We start from the raw sequence: 14,191 nt of genomic DNA on the forward strand, positions 1-14,191 counted from the left end.
GGGGCTGTGCAGCGCGCCGGCCCCGACCCGGGGAGACATGCAGGTCAGGCCGTGCCCCGAGCGGTCGGTAAAATGCGGTTTCTCCCGCGCCCGGTCGGCGCCGGGTTGGGCGCTGGGTTCTTGGAGCGAGCGCCACTGACCGCCGGCCGACGCCCGCTGTTTCCGATCCCCCTCTTTTCCCGGAGTCCCCGCCCGATGGCCACCCCCCAACAAATGGCAAGCGCGATCCGCGCCTTGTCCATGGATGCCGTTCAACAAGCCAACTCGGGACACCCGGGTGCCCCCATGGGCATGGCCGACATCGCCGTCGCCCTGTGGGCCAGGCACCTCAAACACAACCCCACCGACCCGCACTGGGCCGACCGCGACCGCTTTGTGCTGTCCAACGGCCACGGCTCGATGCTGATTTATTCGCTGCTGCACCTGACCGGCTACGACCTGCCGATGCAAGAGCTGAAGAACTTCCGCCAGCTCCATAGCAAGACCGCCGGCCACCCCGAGGTGGGCATCACTCCCGGCGTGGAAACCACCACCGGCCCGCTGGGCCAGGGCATCACCAACGCGGTGGGCATGGCGCTGGCTGAAAAGCTGATGGCCGCCGAGTTCAACCAGCCTGGTCACGCCATCGTCGACCACCACACCTATGTGTTCCTGGGCGACGGCTGCCTGATGGAAGGTATCAGCCACGAGGCCTGCGCCCTGGCCGGTGCCTGGAAGCTGAACAAGCTGGTCGCGATTTACGACGACAACGGTATCTCCATCGACGGCCAGGTTGCTCCCTGGTTCATCGACGACACCGCTGCCCGCTTCAAGGCCTATGGTTGGAACGTGGTCGGTCCCATCGACGGCCATGACGTCAACGCCGTCGACGCCGCCATTACCAAGGCCCGCCAGTCGAGTGACAAGCCGACTTTCATCGTGGCTAAGACCCACATTGGCAAGGGCTCCCCCAACCGAGCCAACACCGCCAAGGCCCACGGCGAGCCCTTGGGCGCCGAGGAGATCAAGCTCACGCGCGCGTCCATCGACTGGAATCACGAGCCCTTCGTGATCCCGAAGGATGTCTACGCCGCCTGGGACGCCAAGGCCGCGGGCAAGAAGAGCCAGGCCGAGTGGAAGCAGCGCTACGCCGCGTATGCCAAGGCCCACCCGAAGCTGGCGGCTGAATTCGAGCGCCGCATGAAGGGCGAGCTGCCCAAGAACTTCGCCCAGGTGGCGGTCGACGCAGTCATCGGCGCCCACACCAAAGCCGAAACCGTGGCCTCACGCAAGGCCTCGCAGATCGCGCTCGAAGCCTTCACCGCCGGCCTGCCGGAGATGCTGGGCGGCAGCGCCGACCTGACCGGCTCCAACCTGACCAACACCAAGAGCACCCCCGCCCTGCGCATGAACGCCGACGGCTCCGTCAAGCGCGACGAGGCCGGCCACCTGGGCCGCCACATCAATTACGGCGTGCGCGAGTTCGGCATGGCCGCCATCATGAACGGCGTGGCCCTGCATGGGGGCTTCATCCCCTACGGCGGCACCTTCCTCACCTTCAGCGACTACAGCCGCAACGCCATTCGCATGGCGGCGCTGATGAAGCAGCGCGTGATCCATGTGTTCACCCACGACTCCATTGGCCTGGGCGAGGACGGCCCCACCCACCAGTCGATCGAGCACGCGGCCAGCCTGCGCCTGATCCCTGGCCTCGACGTCTGGCGCCCCGCCGACACCGCCGAGACGGCTGTGGCCTGGGCCGTGGCGCTCGAGAACAAGCACCGCCCCACCGCGCTCTTGCTCTCGCGCCAGAACCTGCCCTACCTGCCCAAGGCCGGCCTGGAAGACATCCCCCGCGGCGCCTATGTGCTGGCCGAGCCCTCTGAAGTGGGCATGAAGCGCAAGGCCCAGGCGGTGATCATTGCGACAGGCTCCGAGGTGCAGCTGGCGCTCAAGGCGCAGGAGCAACTGGCCGCCAGCGGTATTGCGGTGCGGGTGGTCTCCATGCCCTCGACCACCACCTTCGATCGCCAGGACCGCGCCTACAAAGAAGAAGTGCTGCCGCGCGGCGTGCCGCGCATCGCGGTCGAGATGGGTGTCACCGATGGGTGGTGGAAATACGGCTGCGCCGCGGTGGTGGGCATCGACACCTACGGCGAGTCGGCCCCCGCGCCGGTACTGTTCAGGCATTTCGGCTTCACGCCCGAGAACGTTGCGGACACCGTCCGCGCGGTGCTCGCGGGCTGAAGCAGGCTCTCTTTTTCAACTCCTCACGGGATCACGCACATGGCTCTCAAGATTGGTATCAACGGGTTCGGTCGCATTGGCCGCATGGTGTTTCGCGCCGCGGTGCAAAACTTCAAGGACATTGAGGTCGTTGGCATCAACGACCTGCTCGAACCCGATTACCTGGCCTACATGCTCAAGTACGACAGCGTGCATGGCCGCTTCGAGGGCGAGGTTTCGGTCGACGGCAATACCCTCATCGTCAACGGCAAGAAAATTCGCCTGACTGCGGTCAAGGACCCGGCCGAACTCAAGTGGGGCGAGGTCGGCGCCGACATCGTGATCGAGGCCACCGGCATCTTCCTGGACAAGGCCGGCGCGCAAAAGCACCTGGACGCGGGTGCCAAGAAGGTGATCATGTCCGCGCCCTCTAAAGACGACACCCCGATGTTCGTCTACGGCGTCAATCACGACACCTACAAGGGCGAGGCCATCATCTCCAACGCCTCCTGCACCACCAACTGCCTGGCCCCGCTGGCCAAGGTGCTGCATGACAAGTGGGGCATCAAGCGCGGCCTCATGACCACCGTGCACGCCGCCACCGCCACCCAAAAGACGGTGGACGGCCCCTCCAACAAAGACTGGCGCGGCGGCCGCGGCATCTTGGAGAACATCATTCCGTCGAGCACCGGCGCGGCCAAGGCCGTCGGCGTGGTGCTGCCCTCGCTCAAGGGCAAGCTGACTGGCATGTCCTTCCGCGTGCCCACCTCCGACGTGTCGGTGGTCGACCTGACCGTCGAATTGACCAAGGAAGCCTCCTACAAGGACATCTGCGCCGAGTTCAAGGCCCAGTCCGAAGGCGCGCTCAAGGGCGTGCTGGGCTACACCGAAGACAAGGTGGTCGCCACCGACTTCCGTGGTGACCCGCGCACCTCCATCTTCGATGCCGAGGCCGGCATTGCCCTGGACAGCACCTTCGTCAAGCTCGTCTCCTGGTACGACAACGAGTGGGGCTACTCCAACAAGGTGCTCGAGATGGCCCGCGTGGTCGGCCGCTGATCGCGGGCCCTGCTGACACAGGAAAGGCGCCCCAAGGCGCCTTTCTTTTTGGCGGGCCAGCCCGCACGGCAGGACGAGCCTTGTTTGGGCAGACGGTGCCTCAGCGCGCCGAGACCACCCGATGCCGCTTGGCGCTTGAACGCCGCCTCGGTGGTTCAGTGATGGTGGCCGTGCGCGCCGTGCGCATGGCCATGGGTGACTTCCTCGCCCGACGCCAGGCGGACCTCGGTCACCGCGATCGTGACGCGCAGGGTGCGGCCCGCCAGCGGGTGGTTGCCGTCGAGGAGGACTTGGTCGCCCTTGATCTTGACCACGGTGAAGACCTGCGGCTCGCCGGCCGGTCCCGGCAGTTCTAGTTCGCCGCCCACTTTCACGCCCGGAGGGAAGTCCCGCTTCGGGATGGTGCGCAGCAGGGCAGGGTCGACCTCACCGAAACCGTCCTGGGGCGTGAGCACCAGGTTCACCTGCTCGCCAGCGCTCTTGCCTTCCAGCGCCTGCTCGATGGCTGGCAGGGTGTTGCCATGGCCGCCGTGCAGGTAGGAGACGGGGGCCTTGCCGTCCTGGATCAACTGGCCCTTTTCGTCGGCCACGCGCAGGCGCATGGTCACCACGGTGTCTTTTTCGATTTTCATGGCCGTGATTGTGCCCCGGGCGGCTACAGTGTCGCCCCATGACCGATCACGCCTTGCCCGCCGCCGCCAGCACGCCGGCCGCCGCCGAAACCCCTCCCAACGACAAGTCACGTGGCCGCCGAGGCCAGGGCCGTGACGCGGACCGGGCCAGTGGCAATGGCGCCAGCGCCAGCGGAGCCAACGGCAGCGAGGGCGGCAAAGGTGCTGGGAAAGCTGGTAAGGGTGGCAGGGGCGGCAGGGGCGGTGGTCGCCCCGTACCCCGCCCGGTGCATCCCCTGCTTGTGCAACTGGCCGACCTGCATCCGCGCCTGTTCGGCCCGCGGCCCCGCCCGCTCAAGCTGGGCATTTTTGAGGATCTGGTGGCCGCACACGGCGAGGCCCTGGTCCCCGGCGAACTCAAGCTCGCCCTGGGCCAGCATGTACGCAGCAGCCGCTACCTGCAGGCGGTTGCCGAGGGCCACCCCCGCTGCGGCCTCGATGGCGAGCCGGTGCAGGCCGCCGCGCCCGAGCACGTGTTGCATGCGGTGATGGAGATCTGGCGCCGTCGTCAGGGACGCGACCCGCAGGCAGCTCGGGCCTGGGCCTTGGGCTGTCTCGCCCACGCCCTGGCGCCGGTACATGCTGCCGGCCAGGACCGCGCCGACTGGCTGGCCCAGGTGCGCACACAAGACCCGCAGACCCTGGCCCTGGTCGATGAGGCCTGGTCCGAGCTGGCTGCCTTTGCGGCCAAGCGCGAGGCCCTGCGGCGCGCCTACGAGGGCAGCGGCCAATCAGTGGAGGCCTTTGCCGACATGTACGGGATGGACTTGGGCCAGGTGAGGGACGCGCTGGCCAATTAAGAGACTCTTGTGGCCCCGCCCCTCGCGATTACTCCTCGCGTTCTGCCGCTGGCACGAAGGCGTCGCAGTGGAAGTCGTCCGGCGAGAGGCCGGACGCCACGAAGCCGCTGCGGGCTGCCTCGATCATGCCCGGCGCGCCGCACGCGTAGACCGCTTGGCCCGCCATCTGTGGGTGGTCCTCCAGCACCGCTGAATGGACGTAGCCCGTTCGGCCCTGCCAGCCGTCGCCTGGCTGCGGGTCTGATACCACCGGCACCCAGCGCAGGCTGGGGCGCTGTTCCATCCATTGCCGGGCCACTGCCGCGGGATAGAGCTGTGCGGGGGTACGCGCACCGAAATACACCGTGATTGGCCGCTGCACCTTGCGCCGAAGCAGGTCCTCGACCATCGACTGCACTGGTGCGAAGCCGGTGCCACCAGCGACGAAGAGGAGCGCTTGCTCCGACTCGCGCACAAAGAACTCGCCCAGCGGCATCCGGACCTGAACCGCATCTCCCGGCTGCAGCGGTCCAAAGACCAGGTCCGAAAAGCGCCCCCCGGGCAGTTGGCGCACATGCAACTCCACGCCGTCGTTGGCTTGCGGCGGATTAGCCATGGAAAAGCAGCGCTCCGCGCCATCGGGCAGCAACACCTTGAGGTATTGGCCTGCGCGGAACTTGGCGCGCACGCCGGCCGGAAAGCGCAGCTTGAGGACGGCAACGTCCTGCGCCAGGCGATCGATGCGCAGCACCTTGGCCGCCAGCGGCTTGCGCGACTTCGGGTCGACCGGGGCGATCTCGCGCGGCGCGAGGGTCAGGTCCGACCGGGGCCGCGCGCGACAGAGCTTGACCGCGCGCGCAGGACCGCAATGCAGCGCGCCCTCCCCCTGGCGTCCGGGCAGCACGAAGTCCCCGGCGGTGATCTCGCCTTCGCAGCTGCCGCAGGCGCCGGCCCGGCAGGAGGCGGGCAGCTGCCACCCTGCGCGCTCGGCGGCACTGACCAGGTTGTCGTTAGCGCCGCAGTCGAACGCCGGCCCGCCCTCCACGCGGATGCGAAAAGCGCTCAAAGCGGAATGGCCAGCAGGGTGTCGAACACGGAGCTGTCGCACACCACCACCCGGCGCGCGATGCGCAGTTCGCCATCGGCGCCCTGGACGAATTCATCCTCGTAGCTGCCTGTCACGAACAGCTCGCTGGGCTTGCGGCGGGTGATGCGATAGACCGCAAAGGGCGTGCGAGCCTTCACCACCCCGCCCTCGGCCTGCACCGTCGCTGGCAAGGAGACGATGTGGCGGTAGCGGTGGCTCTCGAAAATATTGGCCTCGCGCAGTCCCGAGACGCGGTCCTGCAGCATGCCCTTGCTGTCGCAGTAGACGATCCCCGCCTGCAGGCCGCGGACGTGGTTGTCGTGCGAGGTGACCACGTAGAGGCAATCGTCGGTGAAGAACTCCGGCCATTCCTCCAGCCGGTCGTCGTCGATGGCCTGCGCGTAGCGTGCCTGCAGCAGGCTCACGGCCAGGTGCACTTCCAAGTGCGCTTGCAGTTGCTTCATCTCAGACATCCATGTGCTTGCGCCATGCGCGCCAGAAACCGCGTACCGAGGCCTCGGTCGCGCGGGTGTCGGTAGAGACCGAGGCCTCGCCTCCCATCTGCACCAGGGCGCTGCCCTCACCAGCCGTAGCCACGCCGCGCTGCACGAAGCCGCCCACGCAGCCGTCCTCCATCGAGACCAGGCCTGCCGGCCCCACCAGGTTCAACTGCTTGAGGCGGGCGCGGCGCTGCTCGGGCGTGTCGTCCCGGAAGCCGAAGTAAGTCCAGTTCAGCTCGGTCTCTTCTTGACCCTTGGGCAGAACCTGGCGCACGACAAAGGAGTTGTAGACCTGTCCCAGCACGAACCCGGGGAAGACCGAGAGGATCTGCAGCGTGATGCCGTCGCCGATCTCGTCATGACCATCCAGGAAGCTCGGGTCCTTCAGGCGATAACTGCTGTTCTCGCTGCGAATGCCCTGGTCGCGGTACTCGCTGCCGTGCTTTTCGCCGGGGATCACCATCGAGTAGCTCACATGGTTGCCGCCGTCCTCCGAGACGATCAGGCCACCCTTTTGAGTGAGGCGGTTGACGTCAAAGGTGGTGAGGAACAGGTGTAGCAAGCTCGCGTGGTAGCTGTCCTTCACGTTCTCGAAGTACAGCTTCCAGTTGTTCGGGAGCTTCTGGGTGAAGCGGCCCAGCACCTCCACCTCGCCCTTGCCCAAGATGCGGCGGATGCGCGCGAGCACCGCCTCGCCGATGTAGGCCTCGATGTCGGGCACGTCGTCGGAGAAGCTAGCGAACACCAGGCCGCAGGTGGTGGCGACCCGCAGCTTGCGCGGTGAATGGTCCTCTTTGCAAAAGCCCTCGGGCATTCCGCCCTTGCCGCCCACTCCGGCCTCGAAGGCCACGCCCTTGAGCGTGCCCTGCAGGTCATAGGACCAGGCGTGGTAGACGCAGGTGAACTGTTCGGTGTTGCCCGCGTTCTCCAGGCAGATCAGTGCGCCGCGGTGGGAGCAGCGGTTCTCGAAGGCGTAGAGCTCGCCGTCTTGGTCGCGTGCGACCACCACCGGCGTCTCGCCGATGAAGGTGTTGACGAAATCGCCCACGTTCGCCACTTCGGCCTCTAGGCACAGGTAGCTCCAGGTGTCGCCCTGGTACACGCGCGCCTGCTCCTGGCGGTAAACGTCCGGGTCCTGGTAGGCCCAGTAGGGGATGCGGGTGATCCCATCCTCGGGCCAGAGGCGCCGCTTCAGACCGCTGGTGTCGATGGTGGCTGTCTGCATCGTCACTCCGGCTGCACGTTGGCCTTCTGGATCACGTCGCGCCAGCGGGTGGTTTCGTTGGCCAGGAAGCGGCCCAGCTCGGCCTGCGAATCGCCCACCGGCTCGGCGCCGAGCTCCAGGAACTTGCTGCGCACGTCGGGCATGCGCAGCACCTCTGCGACGTCTTTCTGAATACGGGCGGTGAGCGCCGCTGGGGTGCCGGGCGGAGCCACCATGGCCACGAAGGTGCTGCTGTAAAAGCCCTTGAGTCCGACTTCGTCGGCGGTGGGGATCTCGGGCAGCGTGGCCAGGCGCTTGGGTGCGGCTACCGCGAGGGCGCGGATGCGGCCCGCCTTGTAGGGTTGGGTCGAGGAGGTGACGTTATCGAACATGATGTCGATCTGGCCCCCCATCAGGTCGGTCAGCGCCGGCGCGGTGCCCTTGTACGGCACATGCACGAGGTCGGTACCTGTCATCTGCTGGAACATCGCTGCGGTCAGGTGCGAGGTGGTGCCTACGCCCTGCGAGCCGAAGCTGAGCTTACCGGCTTCCTTTTTGGCCAGGGCCACCAATTCCTGCGCGTTAGCTGCCGTGAGCGTCGGGCGTGTCACGAGCAAATTGGGCATGGTGGCCAGCATGGTCACCGGGATAAATTTTTGCGGGTCGAAGGTGAGCTTGCGCACCAGCGAAGGTGCCACCACCAGCGGCCCGGGCGCGCTCACCAGCAAGGTATGTCCATCGGGCTCGGCGCGGAAGGCGAAGTCGGCGCCGCTGTTGCCGCCAGCACCCACACGGTTTTCCACCACCACCGGTTGCCCCCATTTGGCCTGCAGCTTCTCCGCCATGATCCGCGGCAGGGCATCGGTGGTGCCGCCGGCGGGGAAGGGCACGATCAGTTTCACTGGCTTTGTGGGCCATGATTGCGCTGCGGCGCTAGTGGTCAGCACCGCGAGGGCCAGGCCCGCCGCAAGGGTCTTGATGGATATGGTCATGTTGCTTGTCTCCTGTATGTCGTGCTTGAAAGTGCGCGATGCGAACTTCCGGGAGTTTAGGATTGGCGCATCAACTTCCCTCTGAGACGGTGTCTTGAAATTCAATTTGTCCGCAATGCGAACACGCGGCGCGGTCTGGCGATGAAGCTGGACCGGCGCGACTTCGTCGCCTCCTTGGAGCACGGCCTGGGGGTCATCGAGGCCTTTGACGCCCGTCACCCACGGCTGACGTTGACCGAGGTCGCCGCGCGCACCGATATGAGCCGCGCCAGCGCACGGCGCTACCTGCTCACGCTCACCAAGCTGGGGTATGCCGACTATGACGGCAAGTACTTCTCGCTCGACCTGCGCGTACTGCGCCTGGGCTATGGTCTGCTGTCGGCGGCGCCCCTGCCCCGCAAGGCTCAGCCCGTGCTGGACACCGTGAGCGCCGAGACGGGAGAGACCGCCTCGGTGGCGGTGCTCGACGAGACGGCGGCGGTCTTCATGGGCCGCTCGCAAAGTCGCAAGGTGTTCTCGCCCGTGGTGGGCGTGGGCACGCGGCTGCCGGCGTTTTGCTTGTCCACCGGCCGGGTGCTGTTGGCGGGACTGTCCGACGCGCAAGTGCGCATGCGCCTGGGGCATACCGACTTGCGCGCCTTCACCGGCAAGACGGTGACGGATGTCGATGTCATCCTAGATATTGTCCAGCGCGCGCGCACCGACGGTTACGCGGTGAGCGACGAGGAGTATGAGATCGGGCTGCGCTCGATTGCCGTGCCAGTGCCCACGGCCACCGGGGGCCCCACCGAAGTCGCGATGACGGTCAGCGTGCACGCCTCGCAGGTGAGCGCCGGTGAGATGGCGGATCGCCTGCTTCCGGCTTTGCGCCGGGGCGCCGAGGCGCTGGCCAAGCTGCTCTGAGGACTTGGGTCCCTGGAGGCGCTCGCACGGCCTCAGCCCTGCAGATGCTTGCCGACGATGCCGGCCAGTTCGAACATCGTCACCTGCGGCTTGCCGAACACGGCTTCTAGCTTGGCGTCGGCGTTGATCGCGCGCTTGTTGGTCGCGTCTTGCAGGCCGTTGGCCTTGATGTAGTCCCACAGCTTCTTGATCACCTCGGTGCGGGCCACCGCCTCGGGGCCGATGACCGCCGCCAGCGCGGGGCTGGGGTTGAGGCCGGCGCCTGCCTTGCGTGGCACCTTGGGCTTGGCGGCCTTCTTGGCTGCCGGGGCTTTTTTCGCCGCGGCTTTGCCTGCGGCTGCCTTTTTGGCGGGCGCAGCCTTGCTGGTCGCCACCTTGCCAAACGGGGTGCGCGCGGGCGCGCCGGCCGCTGTCTTGCGCGGCGGGAATTTGCTGGCGCGGGGTTCGAACTCGAAGTTCACCTTGCCAGCCTCCGCGTCCCATGCCAGGAAGGCCTTGAAGGCGCGTCGCGTGCGCATGGAGACAAACTTGTCCATCAAGTCGGTCTTGCCGGTTGCCAGCAGCTTTTCCATCTGCGTGCGTTCGATCGGCTGCTGCAGGATGATCTGGCCGCTCTTGAAGTCGCAGGTGGGCGTGGCCTGGGCTGAAGTCGGCACGCCCTTCTCGCACACATAGTTCTTGCCGAACTCGAACACCCGCGCGCCGCACTTGGGGCAGGGCCCCAGCGGCGCCATAGCGCCAAAGTCCACAAGTTCACCGGTCTCGGCAGGGTCGGCCTCGTCGCCGAAATCGAATTCAAGCTTCCAGTTCTTGTCTTCGTCGCTGAATTTCAGCGCAATCTCGGCGACGAAAGGCCAGCCGGCCTTGGAGCGAAAGCCCTCAAGCGGGCCGATCTTCTTGTCACGCATGAACTGCTCGACCTCGGCCGGCTCGAAGGCGCGGCCGGCGGGCATCTTGGTGAAGGAAAAGCCGCAACTGTCCTGACCGTCACCGGCCTTGCCGGCGCAGGCGTAGCGGCGGTAGTTTTCCTTCACCACGCCGCCACAGTTGGGGCAGGGGCTGTGCAGCGTGGCGTAGTCGCCGGGCACGGTGTCGCGGTCGTACTCCTTGGCCTTTTTCACGATGCGCTCGGTCATCGCGGCGATGTCTTGCATGAAGGCCTCGCGCGAGAGGGCGCCCTTTTCCATCTGGGCCAGCTGGTACTCCCAGTTGCCCGTGAGCTCGGGCCGGGAGAGTTCCTCGACCCCTAGACCTCGCAGCAAGGTCATGAGCTGGAAGGACTTGGCCGTGGGTATCAGGTCGCGGCCTTCGCGGAGCATGTACTTCTCATTGATCAGGCCTTCGATGATGGCCGCGCGTGTCGCTGGCGTGCCCAGGCCTTTTTCCTGCATCGCCTCCCGCAACTCTTCGTCTTCCACCAGCTTGCCGGCGCCTTCCATCGCGCCGAGCAAGGTGGCTTCGTTGTAGCGGGCGGGCGGCCGGGTCTTGAGGCCCTTGGCCTCGACCTGCGCCACGGGCACCTGCTCGCCGGGCTGCACCGCGGCGAGCATCTTGCTGTTTTCGTCACCTTCCTCGTCGGCTTCCTTGCCCCAGATTGCCTGCCAGCCCGGCTTGACCAGCACCTTGCCCACGCTCTTGAAGCTGTGGCCCGCAGCCGTGCTGATGCGGGTGGTCACCATGAACTCGGCGCTGGGGAAGAAGACCGAGAGGAAGCGCTTGACCACCAGGTCATAGAGCTTTTGCTCGGCCTCCGACAGGCCGCTGGGCGCCTGCAGCGTGGGGATGATGGCGAAGTGGTCCGACACCTTCTTGTTGTCGAAGATGCGCTTGTTCGGCTTCACAAAGCCGCCCTCGAGCGCCTGACGTGCGAAAGGCGCCAGATGTGACATGCCTGATTGGGCCAACATCTGCATCGTCTCCTTGACCGGGCCGACATAGTCCTCGGGCAGGTGGCGCGAGTCGGTACGCGGGTAGGTCAGTGCCTTGTGACGCTCGTAAAGGCTTTGCGCGAGGGCCAGCGTGGTCTTGGCCGAGAAGCCGAAGCGTCCGTTGGCTTCGCGTTGCAGCGAGGTCAGGTCGAACAGGCCCGGCGAGGCCTCGGTCTTGGGCGTCGACTCCTCGGTGACGGTGGCCTTTTTGCCGCGCACTGCGTCGGCAATGGCCTGGGCCTGCTGCGCGGTCCAGGTGCGGTCGGCTTTTTTCTCGGCGTCTTCTTCGTCCTTTTTCCACTGGGGGTCGAACCACTTGCCGGCGTAGGGGCCGGCGGCGGCGTCGAACTGGGCATGGATTTCCCAGTAGTCGCGACTCACGAACTTGCGGATTTGCTCCTCGCGCTCGACCACCACCGCCAGGGTGGGGGTCTGCACCCGGCCCACGGTGGTGAGGAAAAAGCCGCCGTCGCGCGAGTTGAATGCGGTGAAGGCGCGGGTGCCGTTGATGCCTACCAGCCAGTCGGCCTCGGAGCGCGAGCGGGCGGCGTTGGCCAGGCCAGCCATCTGCTGCTCGCTGCGAAGCTGCTCGAAGCCCTTGCGGATGGCGTCGGGCGTCATCGACTGCAGCCACAGGCGTTTGACCGGCTTGCGCGCCGTCTTGCCGCGGCTGGGTTCAGCATCCTCGTTGCCGAAGGCGTACTGCTCGATCAGACGGAAGATCAGTTCACCCTCGCGGCCGGCGTCACAGGCGTTGATCAGGTCGCTCACGTCCTTGCGCTTGGCCTGCTTGACCACGGCGTTCAGGCGCGTCTTGGTCTTGTCTACCGGCTTGAGGTCGAAATAGGGCGGGATCACGGGCAGGTGGGCAAAGCTCCACTTGCCACGTTTGATGTCGTACTTTTCCGGCGCCTGGATCTCGACTAGGTGGCCGACGGCGCTGGTGACCACATAGCGATCGTTCTCGAAGTACTCGTCGTGCTTGTCGAACTTGCCCGCCACAGGCGTAAGGGCGCGGACGATGTCCTGGGCCACGGAGGGCTTTTCAGCGATGACCAGTGTCTTGCTCATAGGTGTCTGCAGGGGGCCCCGCGCTGTTGCCAGCCCGGGCCCTCAGGTTGTTTCTACAATCGGGCGTCTCGCGCGTGCGCACGCACACGCGCGCACATGCACTCTTCAACTTAACAGGTTTTCAGGCCATGCCCACCAAAAAGCCGGCTCCGGGCCGGGCCAAGCCGTCCGTCGCCACAGCAGCAGCCACTGCAGCAGCCGCAGGCAGAAGAATCCAGGTCCGCCGCTCGGGCGTCCACGGCCGAGGCGTTTTCGCCCTGCAGGATATCGCCGAAGGCGAGCCCATCATCGAGTACGTCGGCGAGATCATCACCTGGAAGGAGGCCCTGCGCCGCCACCCACATGATCCGACCGACCCGAACCACACTTTCTACTTCCACATCGACGACGGCCGCGTGATTGACGCCCTCTACGGCGGCAATTCCTCGCGCTGGATCAACCACAGCTGTGACCCCAGCTGCGAGGCCGACGAGGAAGAGGGCCGGGTGTTCATCAAGGCCCTGCGCAATATCCACGCCGGCGAGGAGCTGAGCTACGACTACGGCCTGATCATTGACGCGCCGTACACCAAGAAACTCAAGGCAGAGTACCCCTGCTGGTGCGGCGCCGCCAGCTGCCGCGGCACCTTGCTGGCCGGCGACGGCAAGAAGGAAAAGAAGAGCAAAAAGAACAGCAAAGGCAAAGGCAAGGGAAAAAGCAAGAAGGCCAAGGACAAAAACGGTGGCAAGTCCCAAGGCCGAGCCCGGGAGGCTAGCCCTCCTACCCCCTCCCCTTGAGCAGGACGCCAGTCACGATGCGCTGGCCGGCCGAAGCGATCTGGGAGGCGGTTTCGCCTCGCCTGCCAGGATTCACCGTGGAGGTCCTGCCCGAGATCGGCTCGACCAATACCGAGTTGATGCAGCGGGCCCGGGCGGGACGCACCGAGCCCCTGTTGCTTGTTGCCGAGCGGCAGACCGCCGGCCGAGGCCGGCTCGGTCGCCAGTGGCACAGCCTGCCCGTGACCAGCGGTCCGGCAGACACGCTGGCCGGCGGCGGGCCTGACCTTCCCGCCCTCACCTTTTCGCTCGGCCTGCCACTGGCGCCGCGCGACTGGTCTGGTTTGTCCCTGGCGGTCGGTCTGGCTGTTGCCCAGGCGCTGGACCCGGTGGGCGAGCGCATCAGCCTCAAATGGCCCAACGATCTCTGGGTGCAGGGCCGAAAGCTGGCGGGTATTCTGGTCGAGACGGCGGCCTTTCCCGAGCCGGCAGCGCGGCGCGATGGCGGGCGGGTCACCTCCTCGGGTGGCGGCCGCACAGCGGTCCATGACGGCCCCGCCGGCCGCTACACCGTTGTCGGCGTGGGCATCAACTTGTCGCTTCCGGCCGCCACTGGGCTGTCCACCCCGCCCGCAGCCCTGCGCCAATGGTGGCCGCAGGCCCAGGCGGGCCAGGTGCTCGGCCTGGTGGCACCCGCCCTGGTGGAGGCCTTGCTGGCGTTTGAGCAGGAGGGCTTTGCGCCCCTGCAGGCTGCCTATTCCGCGCGCGACGTGCTCCGCGAGCAGCCCCTGCGCCTGTCCGATGGCACCGAGGGCCGCGGCCTGGGTGTCGACGCATCGGGCGCCCTGCGCCTGGCAACTGCGGACGGTGTTCAGGTGGTGACCAGCGCCGAAGTCAGCGTCCGGCCGGTGGGGGCTGCCTGATGGTGCTGCGCCGGCTCGTTCTGCTGCTGCTGGCGGCCAACCTGGCCTGGCTGGCCTGGGCCCAGGGCTGGCTGCGGCCCTGGGGCCTGGGACCGGAGCAGCAGGCCGAGCCTC

General features: G+C 66.7%; 12 protein-coding genes. 6 read left to right on the forward strand and 6 right to left on the reverse strand.

Annotated elements, in window-relative coordinates; genetic code table 11:
• The first annotated feature begins 195 nt into the window (after positions 1-195).
• Positions 196-2,226 (forward strand): transketolase, encoded by a 2,031-nt coding sequence (gene tkt / locus QE494_RS11300; protein WP_300043395.1) that lies wholly within the window; start codon positions 196-198, stop codon positions 2,224-2,226.
• Positions 2,227-2,265: 39 nt separating this feature from the next.
• The gene (gene gap / locus QE494_RS11305; RefSeq protein WP_300043397.1) at positions 2,266-3,264 is read left to right on the forward strand and encodes a type I glyceraldehyde-3-phosphate dehydrogenase; all 999 of its coding nucleotides are present in this window, start codon (positions 2,266-2,268) and stop codon (positions 3,262-3,264) included.
• Between the two features lie 155 nt (positions 3,265-3,419).
• Here the strand turns inward: gap and QE494_RS11310 are convergent, their stop codons facing one another.
• Positions 3,420-3,896: a peptidylprolyl isomerase gene (locus QE494_RS11310; protein WP_300043399.1), complete on the reverse strand. Its 477-nt coding sequence runs from the start codon at positions 3,894-3,896 to the stop codon at positions 3,420-3,422.
• A 38-nt stretch (positions 3,897-3,934) separates the two neighbouring features.
• Here QE494_RS11310 and QE494_RS11315 point away from each other — a divergent pair, with 38 nt between their 5' ends.
• Positions 3,935-4,735: a ProQ/FinO family protein gene (locus QE494_RS11315; protein ID WP_300043402.1), complete on the forward strand. Its 801-nt coding sequence runs from the start codon at positions 3,935-3,937 to the stop codon at positions 4,733-4,735.
• A gap of 28 nt (positions 4,736-4,763) precedes the next feature.
• Here the strand turns inward: QE494_RS11315 and QE494_RS11320 are convergent, their stop codons facing one another.
• Genes QE494_RS11320 through QE494_RS11335 form a run of 4 tightly spaced genes read right to left on the reverse strand, consistent with a single transcriptional unit; the run spans position 4,764 to position 8,497 of the window.
• Complete coding sequence (locus tag QE494_RS11320; protein WP_300043404.1) at positions 4,764-5,780, reverse strand: FAD-binding oxidoreductase; 1,017 nt, start codon at positions 5,778-5,780, stop codon at positions 4,764-4,766.
• Positions 5,777-6,265 (reverse strand): aromatic-ring-hydroxylating dioxygenase subunit beta, encoded by a 489-nt coding sequence (locus tag QE494_RS11325; RefSeq protein WP_300043406.1) that lies wholly within the window; start codon positions 6,263-6,265, stop codon positions 5,777-5,779. Before QE494_RS11325 ends, QE494_RS11320 begins: the two co-directional genes overlap by 4 nt.
• Position 6,266: 1 nt before the next feature.
• Positions 6,267-7,526: an aromatic ring-hydroxylating dioxygenase subunit alpha gene (locus tag QE494_RS11330; RefSeq protein ID WP_300043408.1), complete on the reverse strand. Its 1,260-nt coding sequence runs from the start codon at positions 7,524-7,526 to the stop codon at positions 6,267-6,269.
• A gap of 2 nt (positions 7,527-7,528) precedes the next feature.
• Positions 7,529-8,497: a tripartite tricarboxylate transporter substrate binding protein gene (locus QE494_RS11335; RefSeq protein WP_300043409.1), complete on the reverse strand. Its 969-nt coding sequence runs from the start codon at positions 8,495-8,497 to the stop codon at positions 7,529-7,531.
• Between the two features lie 141 nt (positions 8,498-8,638).
• On the opposite strand from QE494_RS11335, the gene QE494_RS11340 reads away from it, so the two are divergent.
• Positions 8,639-9,400, forward strand: coding sequence for an IclR family transcriptional regulator C-terminal domain-containing protein (locus QE494_RS11340; protein ID WP_300043411.1), 762 nt, complete (start codon positions 8,639-8,641; stop codon positions 9,398-9,400).
• 32 nt (positions 9,401-9,432) lie between these two features.
• Here the strand turns inward: QE494_RS11340 and QE494_RS11345 are convergent, their stop codons facing one another.
• Positions 9,433-12,399, reverse strand: coding sequence for a DNA topoisomerase III (locus QE494_RS11345; protein WP_300043413.1), 2,967 nt, complete (start codon positions 12,397-12,399; stop codon positions 9,433-9,435).
• 128 nt (positions 12,400-12,527) lie between these two features.
• On the opposite strand from QE494_RS11345, the gene QE494_RS11350 reads away from it, so the two are divergent.
• Positions 12,528-13,175, forward strand: a complete 648-nt coding sequence (locus QE494_RS11350; RefSeq protein ID WP_300043415.1) for an SET domain-containing protein — start codon at positions 12,528-12,530, stop codon at positions 13,173-13,175.
• Positions 13,176-13,192: 17 nt separating this feature from the next.
• A complete protein-coding gene (locus tag QE494_RS11355) occupies positions 13,193-14,077 on the forward strand; it encodes a biotin--[acetyl-CoA-carboxylase] ligase (protein WP_300043418.1) in 885 nt (294 codons plus the stop codon).
• Positions 14,078-14,191 lie beyond the last annotated feature (114 nt).

It is taken from the genome of Ramlibacter sp., from assembly GCF_029866045.1.
Taxonomy (GTDB): Bacteria; Pseudomonadota; Gammaproteobacteria; order Burkholderiales; family Burkholderiaceae_C; genus Ramlibacter.

What these genes read in the sequence shown, in the direction of transcription:
- QE494_RS11325 (WP_300043406.1), bottom strand. Translation starts at nt 6,265, where the DNA reads ATGAAGCAACTGCAAGCGCACTTGGAAGTGCACCTGGCCGTGAGCCTG.
- QE494_RS11355 (WP_300043418.1), top strand. Translation starts at nt 13,193, where the DNA reads ATGCGCTGGCCGGCCGAAGCGATCTGGGAGGCGGTTTCGCCTCGCCTG.
- gap (WP_300043397.1), top strand. Translation starts at nt 2,266, where the DNA reads ATGGCTCTCAAGATTGGTATCAACGGGTTCGGTCGCATTGGCCGCATG.
- tkt (WP_300043395.1), top strand. Translation starts at nt 196, where the DNA reads ATGGCCACCCCCCAACAAATGGCAAGCGCGATCCGCGCCTTGTCCATG.
- QE494_RS11310 (WP_300043399.1), bottom strand. Translation starts at nt 3,896, where the DNA reads ATGAAAATCGAAAAAGACACCGTGGTGACCATGCGCCTGCGCGTGGCC.
- QE494_RS11350 (WP_300043415.1), top strand. Translation starts at nt 12,528, where the DNA reads ATGCCCACCAAAAAGCCGGCTCCGGGCCGGGCCAAGCCGTCCGTCGCC.
- QE494_RS11315 (WP_300043402.1), top strand. Translation starts at nt 3,935, where the DNA reads ATGACCGATCACGCCTTGCCCGCCGCCGCCAGCACGCCGGCCGCCGCC.
- QE494_RS11345 (WP_300043413.1), bottom strand. Translation starts at nt 12,399, where the DNA reads ATGAGCAAGACACTGGTCATCGCTGAAAAGCCCTCCGTGGCCCAGGAC.
- QE494_RS11335 (WP_300043409.1), bottom strand. Translation starts at nt 8,497, where the DNA reads ATGACCATATCCATCAAGACCCTTGCGGCGGGCCTGGCCCTCGCGGTG.
- QE494_RS11330 (WP_300043408.1), bottom strand. Translation starts at nt 7,526, where the DNA reads ATGCAGACAGCCACCATCGACACCAGCGGTCTGAAGCGGCGCCTCTGG.
- QE494_RS11340 (WP_300043411.1), top strand. Translation starts at nt 8,639, where the DNA reads ATGAAGCTGGACCGGCGCGACTTCGTCGCCTCCTTGGAGCACGGCCTG.